At 69.6% G+C, this 23,786-nt stretch carries 25 protein-coding genes; 8 read left to right on the top strand and 17 right to left on the bottom strand.

All coding sequences use genetic code 11. The annotated features are described in order from the left end of the window. Positions 1–38: 38 nt before the first annotated feature. The 3 genes from H0B43_RS01965 to H0B43_RS01955 all read right to left on the bottom strand — a co-directional run bounded on the left by H0B43_RS01965 (position 39) and on the right by H0B43_RS01955 (position 3,539). Positions 39–1,919 (bottom strand): DEAD/DEAH box helicase, encoded by a 1,881-nt coding sequence (locus H0B43_RS01965; protein ID WP_185729531.1) that lies wholly within the window; start codon positions 1,917–1,919, stop codon positions 39–41. A 226-nt stretch (positions 1,920–2,145) separates the two neighbouring features. Continuing rightward, entirely contained in the window at positions 2,146–3,099 is a 954-nt protein-coding gene (locus H0B43_RS01960) for a M56 family metallopeptidase (protein ID WP_185729532.1), read from the bottom strand. Between the two features lie 26 nt (positions 3,100–3,125). Then, positions 3,126–3,539 carry a BlaI/MecI/CopY family transcriptional regulator gene (locus tag H0B43_RS01955; protein WP_073366722.1) on the bottom strand — a complete coding sequence of 138 codons (414 nt, stop codon included), beginning with the start codon at positions 3,537–3,539 and terminating at the stop codon, positions 3,126–3,128. Positions 3,540–3,714: 175 nt separating this feature from the next. On the opposite strand from H0B43_RS01955, the gene H0B43_RS01950 reads away from it, so the two are divergent. Next, positions 3,715–6,291 carry a bifunctional lysylphosphatidylglycerol flippase/synthetase MprF gene (locus H0B43_RS01950; protein WP_185729533.1) on the top strand — a complete coding sequence of 859 codons (2,577 nt, stop codon included), beginning with the start codon at positions 3,715–3,717 and terminating at the stop codon, positions 6,289–6,291. A gap of 4 nt (positions 6,292–6,295) precedes the next feature. Here the strand turns inward: H0B43_RS01950 and H0B43_RS01945 are convergent, their stop codons facing one another. The 3 genes from H0B43_RS01945 to H0B43_RS01935 are packed head-to-tail and all read right to left on the bottom strand — an operon-like array spanning position 6,296 to position 9,698. Further along, a complete protein-coding gene (locus H0B43_RS01945; protein WP_185729534.1) occupies positions 6,296–7,129 on the bottom strand; it encodes an ABC transporter ATP-binding protein in 834 nt (277 codons plus the stop codon). Continuing rightward, the gene (locus H0B43_RS01940) at positions 7,126–8,232 is read right to left on the bottom strand and encodes an iron chelate uptake ABC transporter family permease subunit (protein WP_185729535.1); all 1,107 of its coding nucleotides are present in this window, start codon (positions 8,230–8,232) and stop codon (positions 7,126–7,128) included. The genes H0B43_RS01945 and H0B43_RS01940 overlap by 4 nt, the downstream gene beginning before the upstream one ends. Continuing rightward, a complete protein-coding gene (locus H0B43_RS01935; RefSeq protein ID WP_185729536.1) occupies positions 8,229–9,698 on the bottom strand; it encodes an iron ABC transporter permease in 1,470 nt (489 codons plus the stop codon). The genes H0B43_RS01940 and H0B43_RS01935 overlap by 4 nt, the downstream gene beginning before the upstream one ends. A gap of 182 nt (positions 9,699–9,880) precedes the next feature. On the opposite strand from H0B43_RS01935, the gene H0B43_RS01930 reads away from it, so the two are divergent. Continuing rightward, complete coding sequence (locus H0B43_RS01930; RefSeq protein WP_185729537.1) at positions 9,881–10,654, top strand: hypothetical protein; 774 nt, start codon at positions 9,881–9,883, stop codon at positions 10,652–10,654. 245 nt (positions 10,655–10,899) lie between these two features. Beyond that, positions 10,900–11,361 (top strand): PaaI family thioesterase, encoded by a 462-nt coding sequence (locus H0B43_RS01925; RefSeq protein WP_185729538.1) that lies wholly within the window; start codon positions 10,900–10,902, stop codon positions 11,359–11,361. A gap of 69 nt (positions 11,362–11,430) precedes the next feature. Here the strand turns inward: H0B43_RS01925 and H0B43_RS01920 are convergent, their stop codons facing one another. The 5 genes from H0B43_RS01920 to H0B43_RS01900 form a co-directional block, all read right to left on the bottom strand. Next, positions 11,431–12,825: an NAD(P)/FAD-dependent oxidoreductase gene (locus H0B43_RS01920; RefSeq protein ID WP_185729539.1), complete on the bottom strand. Its 1,395-nt coding sequence runs from the start codon at positions 12,823–12,825 to the stop codon at positions 11,431–11,433. Positions 12,826–13,009: 184 nt separating this feature from the next. Next, positions 13,010–13,183 carry an adenylate cyclase gene (locus H0B43_RS01915; protein WP_185729540.1) on the bottom strand — a complete coding sequence of 58 codons (174 nt, stop codon included), beginning with the start codon at positions 13,181–13,183 and terminating at the stop codon, positions 13,010–13,012. A 103-nt stretch (positions 13,184–13,286) separates the two neighbouring features. Continuing rightward, complete coding sequence (locus H0B43_RS01910; protein WP_185729541.1) at positions 13,287–14,111, bottom strand: MBL fold metallo-hydrolase; 825 nt, start codon at positions 14,109–14,111, stop codon at positions 13,287–13,289. Positions 14,112–14,128: 17 nt separating this feature from the next. Continuing rightward, the gene (locus tag H0B43_RS01905) at positions 14,129–14,452 is read right to left on the bottom strand and encodes an AzlD domain-containing protein (RefSeq protein WP_185729542.1); all 324 of its coding nucleotides are present in this window, start codon (positions 14,450–14,452) and stop codon (positions 14,129–14,131) included. Then, a complete protein-coding gene (locus H0B43_RS01900; RefSeq protein WP_185729543.1) occupies positions 14,449–15,123 on the bottom strand; it encodes an AzlC family ABC transporter permease in 675 nt (224 codons plus the stop codon). Before H0B43_RS01900 ends, H0B43_RS01905 begins: the two co-directional genes overlap by 4 nt. A gap of 85 nt (positions 15,124–15,208) precedes the next feature. On the opposite strand from H0B43_RS01900, the gene H0B43_RS01895 reads away from it, so the two are divergent. From H0B43_RS01895 to H0B43_RS01885, 3 genes are all read left to right on the top strand, one after another. Beyond that, positions 15,209–15,763 carry a helix-turn-helix domain-containing protein gene (locus H0B43_RS01895; RefSeq protein WP_185729544.1) on the top strand — a complete coding sequence of 185 codons (555 nt, stop codon included), beginning with the start codon at positions 15,209–15,211 and terminating at the stop codon, positions 15,761–15,763. A 125-nt stretch (positions 15,764–15,888) separates the two neighbouring features. Beyond that, entirely contained in the window at positions 15,889–16,248 is a 360-nt protein-coding gene (locus H0B43_RS01890; protein WP_185729545.1) for a YciI family protein, read from the top strand. Between the two features lies 1 nt (position 16,249). Then, positions 16,250–17,461, top strand: a complete 1,212-nt coding sequence (locus tag H0B43_RS01885; RefSeq protein ID WP_185729546.1) for an RNA polymerase sigma factor — start codon at positions 16,250–16,252, stop codon at positions 17,459–17,461. A gap of 12 nt (positions 17,462–17,473) precedes the next feature. Here H0B43_RS01885 and H0B43_RS01880 read toward each other — a convergent pair whose 3' ends face one another. From H0B43_RS01880 to H0B43_RS01855, 6 genes are all read right to left on the bottom strand, one after another. Continuing rightward, complete coding sequence (locus H0B43_RS01880; RefSeq protein ID WP_185729547.1) at positions 17,474–17,962, bottom strand: hypothetical protein; 489 nt, start codon at positions 17,960–17,962, stop codon at positions 17,474–17,476. A gap of 85 nt (positions 17,963–18,047) precedes the next feature. Continuing rightward, on the bottom strand, positions 18,048–19,109 hold the full coding sequence (locus H0B43_RS01875; RefSeq protein ID WP_185729548.1) for a low specificity L-threonine aldolase: 1,062 nt from the start codon (positions 19,107–19,109) through the stop codon (positions 18,048–18,050). Positions 19,110–19,118: 9 nt separating this feature from the next. Then, positions 19,119–19,688, bottom strand: a complete 570-nt coding sequence (locus tag H0B43_RS01870; protein WP_213015030.1) for an XRE family transcriptional regulator — start codon at positions 19,686–19,688, stop codon at positions 19,119–19,121. A 276-nt stretch (positions 19,689–19,964) separates the two neighbouring features. Then, entirely contained in the window at positions 19,965–20,663 is a 699-nt protein-coding gene (locus H0B43_RS01865) for a DNA alkylation repair protein (RefSeq protein ID WP_185729549.1), read from the bottom strand. 66 nt (positions 20,664–20,729) lie between these two features. After that, positions 20,730–21,899: a serine hydrolase gene (locus H0B43_RS01860; protein WP_185729550.1), complete on the bottom strand. Its 1,170-nt coding sequence runs from the start codon at positions 21,897–21,899 to the stop codon at positions 20,730–20,732. Between the two features lie 120 nt (positions 21,900–22,019). After that, the gene (locus H0B43_RS01855; protein WP_213015029.1) at positions 22,020–22,181 is read right to left on the bottom strand and encodes a hypothetical protein; all 162 of its coding nucleotides are present in this window, start codon (positions 22,179–22,181) and stop codon (positions 22,020–22,022) included. 53 nt (positions 22,182–22,234) lie between these two features. On the opposite strand from H0B43_RS01855, the gene H0B43_RS01850 reads away from it, so the two are divergent. Both H0B43_RS01850 and H0B43_RS01845 read left to right on the top strand, forming a co-directional pair. Further along, positions 22,235–22,570 carry a YciI family protein gene (locus tag H0B43_RS01850; RefSeq protein WP_185729551.1) on the top strand — a complete coding sequence of 112 codons (336 nt, stop codon included), beginning with the start codon at positions 22,235–22,237 and terminating at the stop codon, positions 22,568–22,570. Then, a complete protein-coding gene (locus H0B43_RS01845; RefSeq protein ID WP_185729552.1) occupies positions 22,567–23,781 on the top strand; it encodes an RNA polymerase sigma factor in 1,215 nt (404 codons plus the stop codon). The genes H0B43_RS01850 and H0B43_RS01845 overlap by 4 nt, the downstream gene beginning before the upstream one ends. The last annotated feature ends 5 nt before the right edge of the window (positions 23,782–23,786 follow it).

Below are 23,786 nucleotides of genomic sequence, written 5' to 3'. Positions count from 1 at the left end.
TGTGCGAGGGCCGGCCTTCTGTGTCGGTCAGGGGTGGATCAGCTGCGGCGCTCCCGCTGCGGTCCGTCGAAGCCGTCGTACGAACGACGTTCCGTGCGGCTGCGGAACCCGCCACCGGTCGATGCGGGACGACGCTCGTCGCGGCGGTCGTCGCGACGGAACCCGCCTGCGCCGCCGCGGTTGTCGCCGAAGTCGCGGCGCGGAGCACCGCGGTCGAAGCTGCGCTCGCCGGACCCGCGGTGGCTGTCGCCGCGGTCACCGAAGTCGCGGCGCGGGGCGCCGGTGCCGCCTCCGTACTCGCGGCGGGGACCGCTGTCCCCGAAGTCGCGGCGCGGAGCCCGGTCACCGAACGAGCGGTTGTCGCGGTCACCGCGGTATCCGCCGCCACGGTTGTCACCGTCGCGCTGGGGTCGTTCGCCCCGGTATCCGCCGGACCGGGTGTCCGACTGGTCGCGGCGCGGGCCGCGACCCTCGAAGCCGCGCCCACCGGACGGACGATCGCCGTAACTGCGCTCGCCGCGGTCGCCGCGATCGTTCCGGTTGCCGCGGTACCCGCCGCCGTCGCGACCGGCGTATCCGCCCTCGCGGCGGGGTCCGCGGTCACCGAACTTGCGGTCGCCGCCGCGCTCACTGCGGAAGTAGGTGTCGCGCACCGGTTCTCCGCTGGGCGCCTTGGCGCCGGTGATGCTGGCCAGCTTCTCCGAACCGGGGGTGACGGGCACGGCGGTGGCGTCGACGCCCGCCATCCCGGTCAGCCGGCGGAACGTGCGCTTCTGGTTGGGAAGCACGATCGCGACGACGGTGCCCTTCTCGCCTGCGCGCGCCGTCCGGCCCGCACGGTGCAGGTAGTCCTTGTGGTCGGCCGGCGGGTCGACGTGTACGACCAGGTCGATGCCGTCGACGTGGATGCCGCGGGCGGCGACGTCGGTGGCGACGAGCACCGGGGTGCGGCCGTTCTTGAACCGTTCGAGGACGCGGGTGCGCTGGTTCTGCGCCTTGCCGCCGTGCAGCGCCTCGGCGGCGATCCCGACCGCACGGAGCCGGTCGGTGATTCCCTCGCAGCCGAGCTTGGTGCGGGCGAACATGATCGTGCGGCCGCCCTCGCGGGCACCGATTTCGGCGAGGACGTTGTCCTTCTGACCGCGGTCGACGAGCAGCACGTAGTGCTCCATCGTGTCGACGCTGGCGCGACCGTCCTCGGTGGAGTGCTGCACGTGGTCGGGCAGGAACTGGCGGACCAGCGACTGAACCTCACGGTCCAGGGTGGCCGAGAACAGCAGGCGCTGGCCGTCGGCGGGGGTCTCGCCGAGGATGGAGCGGACCTCGGGCAGGAAGCCCATGTCGGCCATCTGATCGGCCTCGTCCAGCGCGGTGATCTCGATGGAGTCGAGGATGCAGGTGCCCTGGCGCAGGTGGTCGCCGAGGCGGCCGGGGGTGGCGACGAGGATGTCGACGCCGCGGCGCAGCTGGTCGACCTGCTTGGTGAAGGGGGTGCCGCCGACGGCGGGGCGCACGGTCACACCCATGGCGCCCGCATACGAATTGAGGGAGTCGACCACCTGGAACGCGAGTTCCCGGGTGGGCACGAGCACCAGCGCGCGGGGACGCTTGGGTGCCGGCCGGTCCTCGTGGCGGGCGAGGCGGGTGAGCATCGGCAGACCGAACGCGAGGGTCTTGCCGGATCCGGTCTGTGCGCGGCCGAGGACGTTGGTGCCGGCCAGCGCGTCCGGGACGGCGAGCGCCTGGATGGGGGAGGGGGTGGTGATGGAGTTACGGGCGAGGGCCTGCACCAGGGGTGCGGGCAGGCCGATCTCGGCGAACGTCACGGTGGCCGCGTCGGCTCCGGTGGCGGTCTGATCCGGGGTTTCGGTCTCGGCCTGCTCGAGTGGGGCAGACGTCGTCTGGACAGCGTTGGTCACGCAAATACCTCTCCGGGCATTAGGGCGCGTCGCGGAGCGGGGGCTGTCATGCAGCACGCACAAAGGGACGAGCCAGGGCACATGTCACCTGGTCAATCCATTCGCGGAAGTGCGGGGAATTGGGCTGTGTGCCGTTTCAGTGTTGATGGGCCGCAGTGGCGACCGTCGACCAGTGTACGCGACGGGGCGCCCGGTTATCGAACCCGGCGGGTTGTGAGGTGGGCGACTATACGGCGCGGAACAACCGGCTCAGTTCGGTGAGCCAGGGGACGGCGACGGCGATGGTGGGGACCACGAGGATGGCCGCGGACGCAGCGTAGGCGGCGAGAGCGACCGGGGCTCCCGCCTCCGAGGAGGCCAGCCGCTGCACCCGCAGCAGGGTGCTGGGACCGCCGGCGGCCATCGCCCCCTTCGGGGCGATCGACCCGGAACAGGCGACGAGGGCTCGGGCCAGCGCGGTCGGACCGGTGGCGCGGACGGCGGAATCGTCGGCCAGCATCTCCACCAGCAGCTGCACCGATCCCAGCGCGGATTTGCTGCGCACCACGGTGGGGAACGCGGCGTTGACGGCGGTGAATGCCTCGAGCACGAGGTCGTGGCGGGCCCGCAGGTGGGACCGCTCGTGGGTGAGGATCGCGGTGATCTCCGCGTCGTCGAGGTTGGTGAAGGTGCCCTGGCTCAGCACCACCCGCTGGCGCAGACCGGGCAGGCAGTAGGCGATGGGCTCGGTGACGTCGAGGACACGCAGGTCCGGGGTGCGGGCTAGGGGGGACGTCGAGTCGCAGCGGTCGAGGAGGTCGACCAGCATGCGGTGCCGGGCGCGTCGGCGGCGGGTGCGGACCCCGACCTGCACGATCGCGAACATCAGTTTGGCGCCGACCAGCAGGGTGAGCCCGAAGACGACCACGTAGAGCAGCCACAGGGGCAGGCCCAGGGCGTCGATCTCGGCCACCGGTGCGGTGGTGGGGCGTCCGTCCGGGCCGGGAACGAGGAGTTGGCTGGCGATCGCGAGACCGGAACTGAACGCGGAGAGGACCGCGGCCAGGGCGATGGCCTGCCACAGCACGAGTGCGGCTCGGGGGGCGCGATGCGGCCATCGGGCCCGGCTCAACAGCGCAGGAACCGGCCCTGCGAGAAGAAGTGCGAGTACTCCGAATACCAGCGCGGTGGTGGCGTCCATGTCCTACTCATCATGCATGACGAACGTCAGCCGGCGCGAACGGTTCCCGACTGGTTGTCTCCGGCGGATCGCTCCTTGGCTTCCAGTGCGGCGAGGGCCTCGCGCAGCGCGTCGGCCTCGTCGGCGCCGACCTGGCCCACGAAGTGCACCAGCGCGGCAGCACGACTACCGGACTTGTCGGCCTGCTGCAGGGCGTCCACCATGAGGCTCGCGACCAGTTCTTCGCGCTGGTGCACCGGCAGGTACCGGTGGGCGCGGTCGTCGCGTTGCTGGATGACGAGGTGCTTCTTCGCCAGCCGCTGGAGGACCGTCATGACGGTCGTGTACGCGAGTTCACGGCGCGCCGCCAGTGCCTCGTGTACCTGCCGCACCGTCTGCGGTTCCGATGTGGACCACAGGTGATCCATCACTGCGCGTTCGAGTTCGCCGAGTCCAGCCATAAACCGATTCTACGGATACGACGACGCGGATACGTACTACTGGTAGTAGTAAAACTGCGCCACGGCGTGTGGTATTGGCCATAGTTCGAACGGGTGGATTACGGTCGGGTGGGCAGCGGCCGACCCGCCGGGCAAGCTTTCGTTCTCGACATCGCGGAGAGTGGGTACCTGGGGGATGAAGACCGACGACAGTGCGGCAACAGGGCACGGTGCGGCGGCCACGGTCAGGGGACAGAGCGGGCGGGCACTGGAATGGGTGCGGGGAGCACCGGTCAGCTTCTCGCTGCTCCTCGTGATCTGGATCCTCGGGATCACCACGTCCAGCGTGATCGGCGGCCCTTCCCACGCGCTGTCCCAGCACGTGGCGATCGGTATCCGGGCGTTCCAGAACGGCTCGGTGTGGACGCTGCTGAGCGCCGGCCTGTGGGGCGACGACGTCCTCGCGTACCTGTCGACCACCGTCCTCGTCCTCGTGGCCGCGGCACCGCTGGAACGCCGCATGGGGTCGGCGCGGTTCACGCTGGCCGCGGTCGCCACCCAGGTGCTGGGCGGGTTGCTGGCACTGGCGGTGGCCGCGGTCGCGAAGGTCGTCGACGCGAACTGGGGCTTCCGGCTGCACGTGGGCATGGCGGTCGGCCCCAGCACCTGGATCGTCGGCGCCGCGATGGTGGCCAGCTCGAACATGGGCACCCTGTGGCGGCGGCGGATCCGCGTCGGTGTCTTCGCGTTCACGATCACCCTGGCCCTGTTCAGTGGATCGCTGCAGGACGTGGTCCGGCTCGCCGCGGCCGTCGTGGGTCTGGTGATCGGCCGGTGGATCGTCGGCCGGTCGGCGCGGGGTGAGCGGATCGCGGGCACCCAGCGGGAGGGCCGGGTGCTGGTCGCGATCGTCGTGGCGGCCAGCGCGATCGGGCCGATGATCGCCGCGCTGTCCGCGGAGGCCGTCGGCCCGCTCGCCGTGCTGCGTGACCTGTTCCGCGGCGTCCCGTACACCGCCGGCGAGGTGCGCGACCTGTGCGAGGTGTCGGCGACGGACCCCGAATGCCGTCGGGGACTGCTCGAACTGCGCCTGTCCGGGGTCGGCCCGACCCTGCTCAGTCTGATGCCGTCCCTGTTCCTCCTCACCCTCAGCGACGGCCTCCGACGGGGCCGTCGCTTCGCGTGGGTCGCGTCCGTGATCGCCCAGGTCGTCCTGCTGGTGTTGTCGCTGCTCAACTTCGCGGTCCGGTTCGTCGACTCGCTGAACGAGGCCTCCCTGTTCTACGGTCTGGCCGACCCGAACCTGTACCGGACGCTGGTCCCGTTCCTGACACCGCTGGCGATCCTGATCGTGCTGCTCGCCACCCGGCGGTTCTTCGACGTCGCGGCCCCGACCGGCACCTACCGGCGGCTGGCGGTCGTGCTGGTGTCGCTGCTCGCCGGTCTCGCCGTCTTCTACGTCCTCGGCGGACTGTGGGCGCGGAACGGGTTCGACCCCCGGCCCGGGTTCACGACGCTGCTCGCCGACTTCCCGGAGCGGCTGATCCCGCCCGTGTACCTGCAGTGGCTCGACCCCCGGCTGCTGCCGGTGAGCATTCCCGCGACGCTGCTGTACGAGTGGACCGGGGTGGTGTTCTGGGTCGCGCTGTGCGCGCTGGTCGCCGCCACGTTCCTCAGCCCGGCCATCGGATCGGACTCGGCGGCCGCCGAACGTGCACGGGCCCTGCTGAAGTCGGGGAGCGGAAGCCCGCTGTCGTGGATGACGACGTGGCGCGGCAACAACTACTGGTTCTCGGCCGACGGCACCGGATACGTCGCCTACCGCGTCCTCGCCGGTGTCGCCCTCACGACGGGCGACCCGGTGGGCCCGCCGGACCGGTTGCGCGACAACGTCGAGCACTTCGCCGAGTTCGCGTCCGCCAACGGGTGGATCCCGTGCTTCTATTCGGTGACCGGTGAGGTCCGCGACGTCACGGACGCCCTCGGCTGGAGCGGCATCCAGGTCGCCGAGGAGACGGTGCTGGATCTGGGCGGGATCGCGTTCACCGGTAAGCGGTTCCAGGATGTCCGCACCGCCCTGAACAAGGCGAAGAAGTCGGGGATCGCAGCGGAATGGGTCAGCTTCCCGAGCGCCCCGCGGGCGATCACCGACCAGATCACCGCGATCTCGGAGGAGTGGGTGGCCGACAAGGGCATGCCCGAGATGGGGTTCACGCTCGGTGGGCTCGACGAGGTCGACGATCCGGAGGTGCGCTGCCTGATCGCCGTCGACGAGGACCGCACCGTGCACGGGGTGACGTCCTGGCTGCCGGTGTATCAGGACGGTCGGGTGGTGGGCTGGACCCTGGACTTCATGCGCCGCCGGGCCGAGGGGTTCCGTCCGGCGATGGAGTTCCTCATCGCATCGGCGGCGCTGAAGCTGGAGGAGGAGGGGGCGCAGTTCCTGAGCCTGTCCGGTGCCCCCCTCGCCAAGGTCGAGCAGCCGGACGGCGACGCCGACGAGCGGGAGCGGTCGGAGTCGTCGAGCCTGTCGGCGGTGATGGACAGTGTGCTCGATCTGCTGGGCCGGACCCTGGAGCCGGTGTACGGGTTCCGGTCGCTGCTGGCGTTCAAGTCGAAGTTCCAGCCCCGGTACGTGGCGATGCACATGACGTTCGCCGACCCGGCCGCCCTGCCGAGCATCGGCAACGCCGTCGGCCGGGCGTACCTGCCGACGGTGTCGCTGGGGCAGAGCTTCCGGCTGGTGCGGACCATGATCGGCGGCCGCCGCTGATTCGCTATTTCGTCGCGGGCCCGCCCACGGCGCCGTACACGTGGCGGGTGCCGATCGGCACCACCAGCGGGCGATCGGACACCGGATCGGCGATGACCGCGGCCTCGAGCCCGAACACCTCGAGGAGGAGTTCGGCGGAGATGATCTCCTTCGGTGCCCCGGCCGCGACGATGGTGCCGTCCCGCATCACGATCAGCTGATCGCTGTAGCGGATCGCGAGGTTCAGGTCGTGCAGCACCATCACCACGGTGCGGCCCAGCTCCTCGTGCATCCGGTCCACCAAGTCGAGGACCTCGATCGAGTGCGCCAGGTCCAGGTAGGTGGTGGGCTCGTCGAGCAGCAGGATGTCGGTGCCCTGCGCGAGGGCCATCGAGATCCAGGCACGCTGACGCTGACCACCCGACAGCTGGTCGACGGGGCGGTCGGCGAGGTCGGACACCCCGGTGAGAGCGAGCGCCTCGGCGACCTCGCCTTCGTCGTCCGACGACCACTGCCGGATCCACGACTGGTGCGGGTGCCGTCCGCGGGCGACCAGGTCGGCCACCGTGAGCCCCTCGGGTGCCACGGGCGCCTGGGGCAGCATGCCCAGCGTGCGGGCCACGTCCTTGGTGCGCATCGAGCCGATCGCCTTGCCGTCCAGCAGCACCGAGCCGTGCCGCGGTTTCAGCAGACGCCCCAGTGCGCGCAGCAGGGTCGACTTGCCACAGCCGTTCGGGCCGATCACGGTGGTGATCACGCCGGTCTTCACCTCGAGGTCGAGGTTGTCGACGATGACCCGGTCGCCGTACCCGAGACTCAGGTTGTCGGCGATCAGCCGAGCGTCAGTCTGCACGGTCATGCCGAAACCTTCCGATTGTTGCGCACCAGCAGATACAGCAGGAATGGGCCGCCGAGCGCCGAGGTGACGATGCCGACGGGCAGTTCGACGGGCAGGATCGTGCGGGCGACGACGTCGCTGCCCTCCACCAGCACGGCGCCGGTCAGTGCGGACGCGATGAGCGGGGGACCGGCGGAGCGGACCAGGCGCAGCGCCACCTGCGGTGCGGCGAGCGCGACGAAGCCGACCGGTCCGGCGGCCGCGGTCGCGATGCCGGCGAGGGCGACGGCCATGAGCAGCAGCCGTGCCTGCGACCACTGCAGCCGCACACCCAGCGACACCGCGTTGTCGTCGCCGAGCCGCAGTGCGCCCATCGTGAACGAGGAGATCACCGCGTAGCCGCCGACGAGGACGACGGCGATCGTCACGGGCCACACCTGGCTCCAGGCGGCGCCGTTGAGTGAGCCGTTGAGCCACACCTGCGCGCGGGAGGCGTCGTTGATGTCGGCGGAGATGAGCAGCCAGCCGGTGACCGCGATCAGCATGGCGTTGACGCCGATGCCGATCAGGATCAGCCGGTATCCCTCCACCCCGCCGCGCCACGCGAGGAGGTAGATCACCAGCGCGGTGAGGAGCCCGCCGAACAGGGCGGCCAGGGGAATGCCCAGGGTGGCGAGGACCCCGACGAAGCTGCCGCCACCGCCGAGGACGATCAGCGCGACCGCGGCGGCGCTGGCACCCGAGGTGATGCCGAGGATGTCGGGGCTCGCCAGCGCGTTGCGGGCGATCGACTGGGTGATGGCGCCGGCCAGTCCGAGGGCCATGCCGATGAACACCCCGGTCAGCGACCGGGGCAGGCGCAGATCCAGGACGATGAAGTTCTGCGCCTTCGTGCCGCCGCCGAAAAGCACCCGCGTGACCTCGGGGATGGACAGCGGGTAGTCGCCCCGCCCGATGTTGAGGCACAGCACGAGGAACAGTGCCGCCAGCAGCGCCACGTTGACGGCGATGCCGAGCGGGCGCAGGACCAGGGAGATCGGCCCGAGCCGGAAAGCGGGGCGCGAGGGCACACGGGCCGGCGGCTTCGTCCGGGCGTCGGGGCGCACGTCGTCTCGAGTGCTCACAGGCTCGCCAACTTTCTGCGCCGGACCAGCGCGATGAAGAACGGTGCCCCGAACACGGCCAGCACGATTCCCACCTGCAGTTCACCGGGCCGGACGACGACGCGCCCGATCACGTCGGCGGTCACCAGCATGACGCCGCCGAGGAGCCCGGCGTAGGGGACCAGCCAGCGGTAGTCGGGGCCGGTGATCGCCCGCGCGACGTGCGGAACGACGAGGCCGATGAAGGCGATCGGACCGCAGGCCGCGGTGGCGGCGCCGGTGAGCAGGGTGATGGCGACGATGCCGAGGGCGCGGCTCGCGGCGATGTTGGTGCCGAGGGACCGCGCTACGTCCTCGCCGAGGCTGAGGACGTTCAGCCCGGGCGTGCTGACCAGGGCGAGGATCAGCCCGATGATCAGGAACGGCAGCACCTGCCACAGCACGTCGAAGCCGCGTCCGGCGACGGAGCCGACCACCCAGAACCGGTAGGAGTCGAGGCTCGACTGATCGACGATGATGATGGCGTTGGTCATCGCCTGCAGAAAGAAGGCGACGGCAGCCCCGGCCAGGGCCAGACTGAGCGGACTCGCGGCGCCGTTCCCGATCGAGGACAGCCCGAACACGATCACGCTCGCGGCGAACGACCCGGCGAACGCGAACCACAGGTACTCGCTGGGCGCGCTGAACCCGAACAGGTACATCGACAGCACCACGAGGAACGCGGCGCCGGCGTTGAGGCCGAGCAGTCCGGCGTCGGCGAGCGGGTTGCGGGTGTGCCCCTGGATGAGGGCGCCGGCGACACCGAGCGCCATCCCGACGACGAGGCCGAGCGCGGTGCGCGGACCGCGGAGTGTGCGGACGATGATGTCGGTCTGGGAGCCGGCCGGCTCGAACAGTGCGTGGAAGATCTCCGCGAAGGACAGTGGCCGGGCCCCGACCGCGACGCTGGCGAGCAGCACCAGGGCGAGCAGGATCACGAGGACACCCAGCCCGACGAGCCGGCGACGGCGGATCGCCGCGACGCTCACGTCCTTCTCGCGGACGGCGAATCCCTCGTCGTTGGCGGTGTTCTCGCGCACGACCTCGGTTCCGGACCGTCGGAACACCCGCCGCAGTGACCGTGCCGGTCCGATCGCGTCGTGCGTGTGGGTGTCGCGGGTGACCAGACCCACCCAGCCCTTGCCCGAACTCTGCCCGGTGTCGCCCTCGCGGAATCCGCGGTTCCACAGGGCGAGGCCCGCCGCGATCGCGACGGCGGCGCCGCCGAACACGACCCGGTCGGCCTGCCCGCCGCCGTTGTCGTCGCGGAGGGAGTCGACGATGTACCACCCGAGAACGAGTGGGATGGCCACGATCCCGAGGTCGAGCAGTCCCGCGAGTGCCCGCAGAAACCGCGGGGCGGGACCGCGCGGGACGTCGCGCTTTCCGTAGGGCTCGTCGGTCGGCAGGTGCGGGATGTCGCTGCCGAACTGTCTCGTCGTCGTCACTGGCGGGGAAAGCTCCTGACGTGTGCACGGGCACCGGATCTGCACTGATTCAACTACTTAGGTTACGGAACCCTATCTCTGATGCCACATCCGGCGGGGGATCCCCACCGCCGCAGTTGGGCGGGGTGCGTCACATCACATGATGCCAAGTCTTGATATTTGGTTAGGCTCACCTATGTTTGGTGGTGTTCCATCCCGACCGATTGGAGTGCACGGTGACCTCGACCCTGTCCGCCCCCGCGACCGCACTGGACGTGTCCTGCACACGACTTCGCGCACTGAACGCCGAATATCCGCGCATGTACGCGGTCGCGACGATGGCGGACGAGGGCAAACGCCGGTGGTGGTCGCTCGCCGACGATCTCGACGGCGACCGGGTGTCCCGGATGTGGGCGCGTTCGCTCGAGGACGTCCCCGATCCCGACGTCGCCGCGATGCAGGTGGCGACCGCGCTCATCCACGCGGTGGTCGGACGCGTCACCGCACTCGTCGTGCTGGAGGGACGCGCCTGGGATCCCGGGCTCGAGAATCTGTGGATCCACATGGACAGCGACGAGGGAATCGACTGGGCGGGCGTCGCCGACGACGCCATGCGGGTCCTGCCGGACGACCCCTACGCCGGCGCGCCCCGGACGGTCACCGTGCCGTGCGAGCGGGCCCTGTTGCTGTGGACGGTGCACCGCAGTCTCACCTCCCTGCACGCGGTGTTCGACGCGATCGCCCGGCTGACGCCGATCGACGCGACCCGCTTCTGGGGGCTCGTAGGGGAGGCCGTGCTGGGGGCCGCGACGTACGTGCCGATCCTCGCCGGCGGCGGGGAGGCCGCCGCGCAGCGCCGTGGTCAGGGGATCCTGGACGCCTTCGTGGCCGCCGGGGTGCCGGTCCGGTCGAAGGGCCGGGTGACACGCCCCCACTGCGGTCGGTTCGGGCAGGCACGGAAGCACTTGCTTAATTAGGAAAGCCTTGCCTATACTTCTAGCAGGCGGGTCGAGCAGGACCCACCGAGAACCGAACTACCGGACCGAGCCGGAGTCCTGAGGGCTGCAGAGACTCCGAGGTCCATCCCACGGCGGGCCTCACGCTGCACAGCGTGAGGCCCGCCGATCATTTTGCCCACCTGCCGTTCCCGCTGCCCGCCGGGTCGTGTAGGCAGGAGATCGGGTGCGCGGCGAGAGCGCACAGTGATCCGATGGAGAGTGTGATGGTGGGTTCCAGGGAACAGCAGGCATCGAACGGTGACGGTCACGTCGACACCGCCGGATTGGCCGAACAACTGGGCAAGGGATTCGACGCCCTCATCGGACTGGAATACACCGAACTGACTCCCGACCGCGTCCGGGCGCACTGGACGGTCACCCCCGACCTGCAGCAGCCCGCCGGAATCCAGCACGGCGGCGTGTACTGCTCCGTCATCGAATCGGTGGCCAGTACGGCGGGGACGGTGTGGCTCGGCGGGCGCGGGCACGTGGTCGGGGTCAACAACAACACCGACTTCCTCCGCGCCACCCGGGAGGGAACACTCACCGCCGAGGCCAGCCCCGTCCACCGCGGCCGCACCCAGCAACTGTGGGAGGTCCGGATCACCGACGAACAGGATCGCCTCGTGTCCAAGGGGCAGGTCCGGCTGGCGAACATCACCGACACCGGCCGCCTCGGGAACTGACGCGACGACGACGGAGGGGACGGACCACCGGTCCGTCCCCTCCGTCGCAAGGTCATGCGCGTCGCCGCGTCAGCCGGCGGCTTTCCGCTGCGCACTGCCGGACGGCTTCTCGGCGATCGCTTTCTCCCGCTCCTGCCGCTCCAACTGTTCCATCGCATTGCGGGCGAACACCCACTGCTCGGTCGACGCCATCTGCGCGCGTCCCCGGCCGAGGAAGGTGACCGTCCACGACAGCAGAGTCGACAGGCGGCTGCGGAACCCGACCAGGTACATGAGGTGGATCGCCAGCCAGGCCACCCACCCGATGAATCCGCTGATCTCGAGCTTGCCGACCTTCGCCACCGCGCTGAACCGCGAGATGGTGGCCATGCTGCCCTTGTCGAAATACTTGAACGGCGGCCGGTCCTCCGGCTTCCCGCCGCTCAGGCCGGCCTTGATCTGCTTGGCCGCGTACTTGCCGCCCTGCATCGCGACCTGCGCCAGACCCGGCAGCTTGTCGAGCGACATCATGTCGCCGATGACGAAGACGTCGGGGTGGCCGGGCACGGAGAGGTCCGGCCGGACCATCACCCGACCGGCCCGGTCGATCTCCGCGTCGGACTGGTCGGCGATCTGCTTGCCCAGCGGGCTGGCCTGCACACCGGCCGACCACACCTTGCATTGCGACTCGATCCGCCGGTGGGTGCCGTCCTTGTCCTTGACGACGAGCCCGTCCACGTCGACGTCGGTGACCATCGCCCCGAGCTGGATCTCGACTCCGAGTTTCTCCAGCTGCTCACGCGCCTTGCGGCTCAGCTTTCCGCCGTATACGGGCAGGACGTCGTCGGCGCCGTCGAGCAGGATCACCCGGGCCTCCCGCGGATCGATGTTGCGGAACGCCCCCGACAGGGTGCGGCGCGACAGTTCCGCGATCTGGCCGGCGAGTTCCACACCGGTCGGTCCCGCGCCGACGACCACGAACGTCAGGAGCCGGGCCCGCTCGGCGGGGTCGGCCGACAGCTCGGCCTGCTCGAATGCGCCGAGGATCCGGCCGCGGAGTTCGAGTGCGTCGTCGATCGTCTTCATGCCCGGCGCGAACTCGGAGAAGTGATCGTTGCCGAAGTACGACTGGCCGGCGCCGGCGGCGACGATCAGGCTGTCGTAGGGGGTGACCGTGGTCCGGTCCAGGAACCGGGAGGTGATCGTCTTCGCCTCGAGATCGATCTTCTCGACATCGCCGAGCAGCACCTGCGTGTTCTTCTGCTTCCGCAGCACCAGCCGGGTGGCGGGGGCGATGTCGCCGACTGAGAGGATGCCGGTCGCCACCTGGTACAGCAACGGCTGGAACAGATGGTGAGTGGTGCGCGCGATCATGGTGATGTCGACATCGGCGTTCTTCAGCGCCTGTGTGCCGAACAACCCACCGAAGCCGGATCCAATGACCACGACGCGATGGCGGCGTGACTCAACCGACTGGATACTCATTCCGTGCTCCTCGAAAAATAGGCGACTCCTGTCACGGTAGTCGCCTTGTTCCCGACCGTCTCGGTAAGCGTGGCTTCGCCACGTCCGCACAGCAGAATCGATCCAGAAACCGAGGGGTGCCCGCGACGCATGGAAGGCGGGTGGCTCCGCCGTGGGAACCACCCGCCTTCCGGTGCGTACGCGGCTATCTCGCCCTGCCGATCCGCTTTCTTCCCGGGGGAGTGCCAGTGGTGTCCGGCGGAAGGTAGTCCGACTTGATCGAGAACACGAACAGAGCCGACACCCCCACCACGACCACAAGAATGGTGAGGACTACGACCACGTAGCCGAAACCGACACCGATTGCTGTCAAGTCCATCCGACCTACCTCCTCAGTCGCTGCCCACGCTACTAGTGCGGAGGGTAGCCCTGTCACCGCGTCGGCGGGGAGAAACGATCGTCGCCGGCCTGTCACCGTGACGTCAGGTGAGGTGGTCGAACTCTCCGGTCACCCACGCGCAGTGCCGGCCGGCGGAGTAGGCGAGCGCTTCGCGGCCGTCGCTGTCGATCACGTTGTCGAAGTTGCCGATGATCCGGTCGAACTCGAGGTGGGACAACTGATCCGCGATGCGCCGCACCACCGCCGCGGACAGCGGCAACCGGTTCGGGTACGACCGCAGGAAGGACACGGTGCGGCGGTCCGGATTGGGGAACACGCCGTCCCCGGTCAGGAGGACGCCGCGGCCGTCGGCGCCGGCCCGCCAGTGCGCGACCGCGCTGCCGGGAAAGTGTCCGCCGATCTGGTGGAGGGTGAGTCCCGGCGCCACCTCGTGGGTGCCCGACCAGAACTCGACCGGCCCGTCCGCCCGCGCCAGCCAGGAGCGGTCCGCCTCGGCCACCAGGATGGGCACGTCGCCGAGCGCCCTCGACCACTGCGTCTGGACGCCGAACATGTGCGGGTGACTGCCGGCGACGGCGATCACCGGGCCGTGCGCGGCGACGGCCTCGACGGCCGCGGCGTCGACGAAACCGATCGGATCCCACAACAGCGACCCGGCGGGGGTGCGGACGACGAGCGACTGCTGACCGATCGCGGTCTTCGGCTCCACGTACAGGCCGAACAGTCCCGGCTCGACCTCGTGCTCGACCGCCCGGTGCCCCGCACCGGCCAGTGCCTCCACGGTGGTCCACTCCTGACCGCCCAACGGAATGTACTGGCGTTCGTCCGCGCAGATCGCGCATTCGTCGGGGAGTGGAGTGTTCGGGTCCTGTTCGACGCCGCACGTGGCACAGAGATGAAATAGCACCCCCCGATCATGCATGCTCACGGCACGCCCAGGAGCCGCAATCCGGAAGCCGTGGCGGCCGCCGACAGGACGATGACGACGAAAGGCGCCTTCCGCCAGGCGAGTAGGCCCGCGACGACGACGCCGGTGGGACGCGCCACTCCGGCGAATTCGTGCCCCTCCGTGAGCGCCGTCGTGCCAACCACCGCGGTGAGCAGGACCACCGCCGCGGTCGCCATGGTCCGTTCCATCCAGGGTCTCGTGGCGAGCCGGGTCCGCAGCATCGGACCGGCGAACCGGAAGGCGAACGTGCCCGCGGCGAGCGTCCCGACCGATCCGAGCAGGACGAGATTCCCACTCACCGCAGTATCTTCCGGCGAGCACCCGCGAGCAGCCCCACCAACGCCGCGAGCACCGGGAGGCCGGCAGGCAGGAGGGGAGCGGCCGCCAGGGCGACAGCGCCGCCGATCAGCGCGGGCACCCGCACGTCCCGATCGCGCAGCGCAGGCAGCACCAGCGCCAGCAGCACCGCCGGGAACATGGCGTCGAGCCCGAGGGCGGTGGGGTCGCCGAGCCCATTGCCCGCCGCCGCGCCGACCAGGGCGCCGAGTGGCCAGCACACCGCAATCCCCACCCCGCACGCCCAGTACGCGGCGCGGCGGCGGGCCGGGTCCGTCTGACCGAGCGCGAACACGACCGATTCGTCGTTCATCAGGTGGCTGCCCGCGACCCGGCGCAGCCCCCGACCCAGCGCGTCGCCGACCGCCAGACCGAACGGCAGGTGGCGCGCGTTCACCAGCAACCCGGCGATCGCCGCCGCGATCGGGCTTCCCCCTGCCGCGACGATGCCGACGAACAGGAACTCGGCCGATCCGGCCAGCACCAGCACCGACAGCGCCACGGGCAGCCACGGGTCCAGCCCGGAGCCGACCGCGATCGCGCCGTAGGCCATGCCGACGAGGCCGTCGGCCAGGCATACCAGCGCGATGTTCCGGAGGGCCGGCCTTCCGAGTGTTCGCTGTATCGAACGCATGACTTCTATACTGAACAGAACACACCCATTCGTCAAGGCGAACATGGTGACCGAAATAATGAACACGGCTTCGGGAAGGGTAATCATGGCGGCGACATCCCCCCTGGGATACATCGGACCCTCGCTGCGCCGCGAACGCGAACGGTCGGGCATGTCCCTGACCGAGGTCGCCCGCCGCGCCGGTGTCGCGAAATCCACTCTGTCCCAACTCGAGTCGGGCGGCGGCAACCCGAGCGTCGAAACTCTGTGGGCCCTGTGCGTCGCGCTGGACGTGCCGATATCGCAACTGCTGGACCCGCCGCGCCCGCGCGTCCAGGTCATCCGGGCGGACGAGGGACCGGAACTGGTGTCCGACCGGGCCGACTACCGCGCCACCCTGGTCGCGTCCTGCCCTCCGTCCGCCCGCCGGGACCTGTATCGCCTCGCCGTGGAACCGGGCCCCGGCCGGGAATCCGAACCGCACATGCCCGGTGTCGTCGAACACGTGATCCTGAGCGCCGGGCGCGCGCTCGTCGGCGTGGCCGACGATCCCGTCGAACTCGGGCCCGGCGACTACATCGCCTACCCCGGCGACGTGGCGCACGTGTTCGAGGCGCTGGAGCCGGGGACCCGCGCGGTGCTGGTGTCCGAGCACAACTGACGAGGTTCGGGAAATTTCTGCGTGCGGAGTGTCGATTCGGAAGGGTGGCGTTCGTATAGGAGGTGAGAGTCGGCCACAGCACGTCCCGGAAGAGCCGACGAACTCGATCCGAGGAGGAACCCGAGATGACCCAGTACCTGTTGAGCGTGTACCAGCCCGACGGCCCCGCCCCCGAACCCGACGTCCTCGCGAAGATCGGCGACGACCTCGCCGCCCTCGATCAGGAAATGGTGTCCTCCGGGGCGTGGGTGTTCAGCGGGGGGCTGTGCGCCCCCACCACCTCGACCGTTCTGCGGGTGCGGGGCGGTGACGTGCTCGTCACCGACGGCCCCTACACGGAGGGGAAGGAGCATCTCGGCGGATTCACCATCGTCGAGGCCCCCGACCTGGACGCGGCGCTGGAGTGGGGCCGCAAACTCACCCGGGCGACGACCCTGCCGATCGAGGTCCGCCCGTTCCATCATCACGCCGGAGGCGGCAGCTGACGTGACCGCGTCCGCCGACGTCGAACGCGTGTTCCGGGAGGAACACGGCCGGGCGGTGTCCGTCCTGGTCGGCGTGTTCGGCGACATCGACATCGCCGAAGAGGCCGTCCAGGACGCGTTCGCCGAGGCGGTGCAGCGCTGGCCGTCGTCCGGTCTGCCACCGAGCCCGGCCGGATGGATCATCACCACCGCCCGCCGGCGTGCGATCGATCGGCTCCGCCGCGACGCGTCCCAGCAGGACCGCCACGCGCAGGCCACCCTGCTGCATGCCGACGAAGAACCCGTGGAGGAGGGAGTCGTGCCCGACGACCGGCTACGCCTGATCTTCACGTGCTGCCACCCGTCGCTGGCGCCCGCCGCCCAGGTCGCCCTGACCCTCCGGCTGCTCGGCGGGCTCGGCACGGCGGAGATCGCGCGGGCGTTTCTCGTACCCGAGCCGACCATGGCGCAGCGCCTCGTCCGGGCCAAGGGCAAGATCCGAGACGCCCGCATCCCGTACCGGGTGCCGGACGAGGCCGAACTCCCGGACCGTCTCCGCGCCGTCCTGGCCGTCGTCTACCTCATTTTCAACGAGGGGTACACGGCCAGTTCGGGGGATGGGCTGACGCGGGCGGACCTGGGCGCCGAGGCCATCCGCCTCGGCCGGCTCCTGACCGCGCTGATGCCCGACGAACCCGAGGTCACGGGACTGCTGGCGTTGATGGTGCTGGTCGACTCGCGACGGGCCGCCCGCACCGACGGCGACGGGCGGCTCGTCCTCCTCGCCGATCAGGACCGCGGCCGGTGGGACCGCGATCTCGTCGCCGAGGGGCAGTCGCTGGTGCGGGAGTGCCTGCGACGGAACCGTCCCGGGCAGTATCAGATTCAGGCGGCGATCAATGCCGTCCACAGCGACGCCCCCACCGCGGCCGACACCGATTGGGCGCAGATCCTGCAACTCTACGACCAGTTGTTGTCGGTCGCGCCGACTCCGGTGGTCGCGTTGCACCGTGCGGTCGCGGTCGCAGAGGTCCGGGGACCCGCGGAGGGGCTGGCGCTCGTCGAACAGCTCGACCTCGACCGATACCACCCCTACCACGCGGTCCGGGCCGATCTGCTGCGCCGCCTCGGACGCCCTGGCGACGCGGCCCGTGCGTATGACGCGGCGATCGAACGCACCGACAACACCGCCGAGCGCGAATTCCTCCGAGAGCAGCGCGATGCGCTCGGGTGACCGGGCGGCCGATCAGAGGCCGAGACCCACACCGAGGCCGGGCGGCAGGCACACCGATCCGAAACAGGTCTCGGTGCGCACCGACACGGGAAGTGGTTGCGCGGTAGCGGTTTTCGCGTAGGCGGTCTCGGGCAGCGGGGACGAGCCCCACACCTCGTCGCCGGGTCCGGCGTTCTCGCCGCAGATCCAATGGATCAGGTAGTCGCCATCGGGCACCGCCTCGAACACGAACTCACGCGGTCCCGGGGCGATCACCACGTTGGAGGCGTGGAACACCGCGACGGACTCCGGGTCGACGATGTCGTCCGCCGCGTGCAGCCCGCCCAATCCGCACACGATGTCCTCTGAGGTGGCGTTGGTGATCGTCGCCGTCACAGTGCTGCCTGCCGCCGCCGCGGTCAGCGCCACATCGGCCGGGTCCGCGGCCGCGGGCGCGGCGAGGAGGAGGACGAGAGGGCCTGCGGCGATCAGCCCGCCCACGACCCGTCGCATGCGTGCCATCGTCGCCGAACCTCCGCTCTATGGGCTCTCCCCGAACTCGGAGTGGTGATACCCGCCGTGGGTGCGGATAAACGGCGCGGAACGGTCAGCTGTGCTGGCGTGTCACCTCTGTCACCGAGGCCAGGAGTGTGTCGATGTCCGATGCGTCGTGCGCGAAGGACGTCACGAACCGCACGACTCCTGCGCCCCAGCGGTCGTCGTAGAAGGCGTACCCCCGCGCTTTGAGCTCGACCGAAAGGTACTCGGGGAAGTGGCAGAACAGAATGTTGGCACCGCCCCTGCTCAGAATCGTCACGCCGGGCAGGGCGGCGAGGCCGTCGCGCAGCCGTGACGCCATGGCGTTCGCGTGACGCGCATTGTCCAGCCAGAGGTCGTCGTCGAGGTAGGCGCCCAGTTGCGCTGCCTGGAAGCGCATCTTGGACGTGAGCTGACCCGCGCGCTTGTGTCGGTAGCGCAATTCGGTGGCGAGCCGCCTGTCGAACGAGATCACGGCGTCGGCGGTCATCGCGCCGTTCTTCGTGGCGCCGAACGACAGAACGTCCACTCCGGCCTTCCAGCTCATCGCGGCCGGCGTCGCCCCGATCGCCGTCAGGGCGTTGGCGAACCGAGCACCGTCCATGTGAACCCGCAGACCCGCCTCGTGGGCGATCGAGGACAGTTCCGCGAGTTCGTCCAGGCTGTAGACGCTACCGGCCTCGGTTGCCTGCGTGAGGCTGACGACGGAGGGCTGCACGCTGTGGACGTCGCCCCTCCGCCGCCCCACCGCTGCGCGGAGCAGGTCCGGATCGATCTTGGAATCCGGGCCGTCCACCAGGATCGATCTCGCACCGTTGGTGAAGAATTCCGGCGCCCCGGCCTCGTCATTATTGATGTGCGAATCGGGGTGCGACAGGACGGCGCCCCACGGCGGCGTCAGGGCGGCCAACGCGAGTCCGTTGGCCGCCGACCCGGTACCGACTGGGAAGACATCGACGTGATGGTCGAAGACGTCGGCGAACTTCGCCCGCACCGACGCCGACAGCTCGTCGTTGCCGTACGGCGCGGCCATGCCCTCGGCCGCTGCCGTCATCGCGGCCAGGACCTGAGGGGACGCGCCCGCCGCGTTGTCGCTGAGGTAGCCCCGCAAGGGGGTGGCGGTCGTAATCATGAAGCCCTTTCAATTCGGAACTGGGACAATGAATGTCACCGTCAGGTCGACGGATTCGTCCGACGTGACATACACGTGCGGTGCGTCGCCGGCAAAGGCCAGGAGGTCGCCCGGCCCCAGCGTCGTGGGGTTGTCCACCGGTCCCGCGCGGAGGTGGCCGGACGAGACATAGAGCTGCTCGACGGTGCCGTCTGCGTGGGGCAGACCTGTACTGGAATGGTTCGCCGGCAGGCGCATCCGCCAAATTTCGACCGAATGCCCGCCGCTGATCCTGCGGAGCAGTTCCCGTTTCACCTCGCCCGACTCGACATCGGTCCCGGGCAGGTGGATCGGACCCGGATCCCGTTCGCCGGTGATGAGGTCGGTGAGCGGAATTCTCAGCGCCACCGCAAGCGAATCCAGGGTGGTGATCGTCGGGTTTCCGGTGCCCGATTCGAGCCCCGACAGGGTCGCTTTGCTGATCCCTGCACGGCGCGCGAGCTCCGCGGCGGTCATTCCCCGCTGGGTTCGGCGCATCACGAGCTGCTCGCCGATGGCAGCGCACCTGTCGTTCACCGACTGCCCCTCGGCTAAAGGCACACTCCACACCTCGATCCGAATAGCGGCGTTCGATAGATTGAACTATTCGTTCAGAATAGGGAACCGTGGGTGTGCGGGCAAGCGGGCGGTGGGGCCGGCGGGACATTCGCCGCGCACCGAGTCGAGGGTTCTGTTTAACCGCCGACGGGTGGGGTAACGCGGGGGGAGGCGCTCGAGTGATTCCGGAGCACCGAGAGCGCTCAGGTTGTGCTGGTTCAGACCTGAGAGCCAGCGCAGCCGGCGCTCTGCGTCAGGGTGACGCGGATCGTGACCTGTTTATTTGCCGTCCTGTTTGTCGTGCTGTCGGCGCACCATCTCGGTGATCCAGATGGGCGCGAACGGTGAAGTGCAATTCGGGGGTGTCGGGTAGTCCTCGAGCACCCCCAGCCGCTCACCGATGTCGATCGCGCGGGCGCGGTGCTCGGCGCGTTCGATTCCGATCTGGGCCAGGCAGTGGTTCATCGCCCACTGCAGGCGATCCGGGGCGTCCTTCATCTCTGCCTCGATGATGTCGAGCAGCCCCGCGAGGTCCAGACCATCGGGTTTCTTCGCCACGCGCTCGGTGGTCAGCGCCCAACCGGCGCTCGCCACCACGGGATCCGGATCGGCGGACCATGCCACGCGCAGCTCTTCGGCGTGCGGGTTCTTCTTCACGACGTAGTTGACGAGCCAGTCGTGCACCTTCGGGGTGCGCGCCTGGCGCAGCATCGTGTCCAACTCGTCACGCTCGAACGCCTTCGGCCGGCATATCAGGATCGCCAGAAGCTTCGCCGCGGTGTCGTCGGTCTCCCACAGCTCGCGGGCGAGGTCCTGCTGAGTCTTCAACCGCTTGGCGAGCGCACGCAGCTTGCTGAGGTTCACCCCGTGGTCGTCACCGTGCTTCTCGTTCACCGCGCGCGACTTCGGGTCTTCGAGTTCGCCCAGCTCACCCATCACGTCAGCGACCGTCGTTCCGGTCGGCGTCGTCTCGGCCACGTCGGCTCCTGCCTCTCGGTCCGACTCAGCGTACGCCGGCTCCAGAGGATGACGTTCCAGGACTGATCAGACTTTCGGGGGACGGTCGGGAACGAGCAGTGTGCCGATGTCGGTGCCGATGGGGACGGCGTTGTTGGTGTCGGCGTTGGCTTTCGGGCCCAGTGTGCAGTAGACGACGATTGTCGTGTCGGTCTTCGTGTCGTAGAAGGCGACGCCGTTGTAGCCACCGAATGCCGGGTTCATGTAGAGCCAGTCGTCGATGTGGACGACCCCGTACGCGAAGTACTTCTGCGGCGTCAGTGGTCCCAGACCGGCCGTCTTCGGCGCCATCATCTCGGTGAACTGCTCGGCCGAGAGCAGCTTGCCTGCGGCGAGGGCACGCACCCACACGGCGACGTCGGAGAGGGTGGAGTTCATGTTGCCGCTGTTGAGGAATGCGGTGGGGTTCCAGAACGTGGAGTCCTCGAAGACGCCACGTTCATTGGTGTAGCCGTGCAGTGTCGGCTGTGTCATCTGGGGCGTGAGCACGACGTCGGTGCTGTTCATGTCGAGCGGATCAAGGATGCGCTGCTCGATGAGGTCGCCGAGGGGCTGGCCGGTGGCCTTCTCCAGAACCACGCCGAGCAGGCACAGGTCGCTGTGGGCGTAGGCCCAACTGGTGCCGGGCTCGAACAGCGGCGGCCTCGAGTTGGCCAGGTCGAAGATCTGCTGCGCGGTGAAACCCGCCATCGGGTTGGCGTAGAACTGTTTCAGGAATTCGGGGTTGGTGACGTAGTCCGAGATGCCCGTGGTGCCGTTCGCAAGCATCCGCGGGGTGATCTTGTCGGCGCGGGGGAAGTCGGGGACCCATTCGGCGATCGGCTTGTCCAGGGGGACGACGCCGTCCTTGTCGAGTTGCAGCAGCACCGTCGACAGCATCGGTTCCATCGGCTGGCCCACCCGCAGCTGCATATCGGGCGTTGCGGAAACTCCGATCGGGGATCCGCCGAGTGCGCCCACGGCGATCTGCTCGTCGCCGCGCCACGCACCGAAGACGGCGGAGGTGAGGTCGAGCGCGGTCATCTTCTCGCGGACGATCTCTTCGATTTTCGCGGCGTCGGGGGATTGCGGGGTGGGCGACGCGGTTCCGCCGCTGCTGCTGTCCTCCGATCCGCAGGACAGGGTGGCGAATCCGATGGCGACGGCGAGCGCCGCAGAGGTGGCGCGGTGCACCCACCGACGAGAGGGCTTACTCATGACGGACGATCCCTTCGGCGAGCGGGAATCTTGCGGGAGCAGCGATACGAGAATCTACCGTCGGAGCCGCCGCGTGGGAGGCGAATGGCGACCGCCGGAGTCCTCGCGTCCTGCCCCGGTTCATCTCCCGACGTCACAGTCTGGAGGGCAGCTGCCGCCGAAGGCGCGGTGGGCCTTCTCGCGGACCAGCAGTGCATCCCGGGCGGTCTGCCAGGTGGTGAGGTCGACGATCGGCGGGCGAGCGGGCAGCGCGGTGGTCGGGTCGTTCGGCGTGGTCATCATGGCGTCCTCCGGTCCGGCGCCGTGATGACACCGGTTCGGGCAAAATCGTGTCCATGAAGTATGTGCTGTTGATCTGCGACGACGAGTCGGTATCGCCGACGAACGAGGAGCTCGCAGCCGATCCGGTGCACCAGGCGTGGTGGGCGGACGTGCAACGGCGTGGCGGTCTACTCGTCGGCCGGCGGTTGCGGCCGGTGGTGGATGCCACGACGGTCCGGGTCCGCGACGGTGAGACGCTGGTCTCGGATGGGCCGTTCGCCGAGACCAAGGACTTCGTCGGCGGTTTCGTGATGGTCGAGTGCGCGAATCTGGACGAGGCAATCGAGATCGCTGCCGGGCATCCCTACGCGCGGTGGGGCGGCGTCGAGGTCCGTCCCGTCTGGGAATGACGGCGTCCGGCGACCGAGTGCGTGCGGCGGTCGATGCGGCGTTCCGGGACGAGTGGGGTCAGGTGGTGGCGACCCTGATCGGGTCGACCGGGGATTGGGATCTGGCCGAGGACTGTGCGCAGGAAGCATTCGCTGCCGCGGTAACGAGCTGGGCGCGTGACGGAGTTCCGAGCCGGCCCGGTGCCTGGCTCACCACGACGGCGCGGAACCGCGCGATCGATCGGCTGCGCCGCGATGCCACGGGTGCGGGCAAGATGCGTCAGCTCGCGGTGCTGTCCCGCGAGCCGGACGAGCCACCGGAGGAAATCCCCGACGAGCGGTTGCGGCTGATCTTCACCTGCTGCCATCCGGCGCTGCCGTTTCCGGCCCGGGTGGCGCTCACGCTGCGGACGTTGGCCGGTTTGAGCACCGGCGAGATCGCTCGGGCCTTCCTGACCGCCGAGGCCACGATGGCGCAGCGACTGGTCCGCGCCAAACGCAAGATCCGGGAGGCCGGTATCCCGTATCGGGTACCGCCCGTCGAGCTGCTGTCCCCGCGACTGGCCGCCGTCCTGGCGGTGCTCTACCTGATCTTCAACCAGGGCTACGACGAGGAGGACGGCCGGGCCCTGACGTTCGAGGCCATCCGGCTTGCCCGGCTCCTGGTCCGGCTGATGCCCTCCGAACCCGAACCTCGCGGTCTACTGGCGCTGATGCTGCTGCACGAATCCCGTCGGGCGACACGCAAAGACGGCGGAGTATTGGTCACGCTGGAGGACCAGGACCGATCTCGGTGGGACCGGGCGCTCATCGCCGAGGGAGTGGCGACGCTCGACCAGGCGCTGGCTCTGGGACACACCGGCGGCTACCAGGTTCAGGCCGCGATCGCCGCCTGCCATGCCACCGCCGCCGACACGGCGAGCACCGACTGGCCGCAGATCGCGGCCCTGTACACCGAGTTGGCGCGGCTGGCGCCGTCACCGGTCGTGGATCTCAACCGCGCCGTGGCGGTCGCGATGGCCGACGGCATTCCGGCCGGCCTGGCCCTGGTCGACGAGATCACCGCATCCGGCCGACTCGACCGCTACTACCTGCTGCCCGCGACCCGGGCCGACCTGCTCCGCCGGGACGGCCGCGCCGCCGAGGCCGAGGCCGCGTACGAGCAAGCCCTGCAGCTGGCGCCGACCGAGGCCGAGCGCCGCTACCTGACCAGCCGCCTGCGCGAGCTCTGAAGAAT

The organism is Rhodococcus sp. 4CII, from assembly GCF_014256275.1.
GTDB classification, from domain to species: domain Bacteria; phylum Actinomycetota; class Actinomycetes; order Mycobacteriales; family Mycobacteriaceae; genus Rhodococcus_F; species Rhodococcus_F wratislaviensis_A.
The sequence above is the reverse complement of the archived record's forward strand: the minus strand, read 5'-3'. Positions and strand labels throughout refer to the sequence as shown.

Coding starts and splice junctions, on each gene's coding strand:
- H0B43_RS01915 (WP_185729540.1), bottom strand. CDS start 13,183: ATGGACTTGACAGCAATCGGTGTCGGTTTCGGCTACGTGGTCGTAGTC.
- H0B43_RS01955 (WP_073366722.1), bottom strand. CDS start 3,539: ATGGCTGGACTCGGCGAACTCGAACGCGCAGTGATGGATCACCTGTGG.
- H0B43_RS01890 (WP_185729545.1), top strand. CDS start 15,889: ATGACCCAGTACCTGTTGAGCGTGTACCAGCCCGACGGCCCCGCCCCC.
- H0B43_RS01855 (WP_213015029.1), bottom strand. CDS start 22,181: ATGATGACCACGCCGAACGACCCGACCACCGCGCTGCCCGCTCGCCCG.
- H0B43_RS01925 (WP_185729538.1), top strand. CDS start 10,900: ATGGTGGGTTCCAGGGAACAGCAGGCATCGAACGGTGACGGTCACGTC.
- H0B43_RS01860 (WP_185729550.1), bottom strand. CDS start 21,899: ATGAGTAAGCCCTCTCGTCGGTGGGTGCACCGCGCCACCTCTGCGGCG.
- H0B43_RS01880 (WP_185729547.1), bottom strand. CDS start 17,962: ATGGCACGCATGCGACGGGTCGTGGGCGGGCTGATCGCCGCAGGCCCT.
- H0B43_RS01945 (WP_185729534.1), bottom strand. CDS start 7,129: ATGACCGTGCAGACTGACGCTCGGCTGATCGCCGACAACCTGAGTCTC.
- H0B43_RS01900 (WP_185729543.1), bottom strand. CDS start 15,123: ATGCGTTCGATACAGCGAACACTCGGAAGGCCGGCCCTCCGGAACATC.
- H0B43_RS01875 (WP_185729548.1), bottom strand. CDS start 19,109: ATGATTACGACCGCCACCCCCTTGCGGGGCTACCTCAGCGACAACGCG.
- H0B43_RS01960 (WP_185729532.1), bottom strand. CDS start 3,099: ATGGACGCCACCACCGCGCTGGTATTCGGAGTACTCGCACTTCTTCTC.
- H0B43_RS01920 (WP_185729539.1), bottom strand. CDS start 12,825: ATGAGTATCCAGTCGGTTGAGTCACGCCGCCATCGCGTCGTGGTCATT.
- H0B43_RS01895 (WP_185729544.1), top strand. CDS start 15,209: ATGGCGGCGACATCCCCCCTGGGATACATCGGACCCTCGCTGCGCCGC.
- H0B43_RS01850 (WP_185729551.1), top strand. CDS start 22,235: ATGAAGTATGTGCTGTTGATCTGCGACGACGAGTCGGTATCGCCGACG.
- H0B43_RS01950 (WP_185729533.1), top strand. CDS start 3,715: ATGAAGACCGACGACAGTGCGGCAACAGGGCACGGTGCGGCGGCCACG.
- H0B43_RS01845 (WP_185729552.1), top strand. CDS start 22,567: ATGACGGCGTCCGGCGACCGAGTGCGTGCGGCGGTCGATGCGGCGTTC.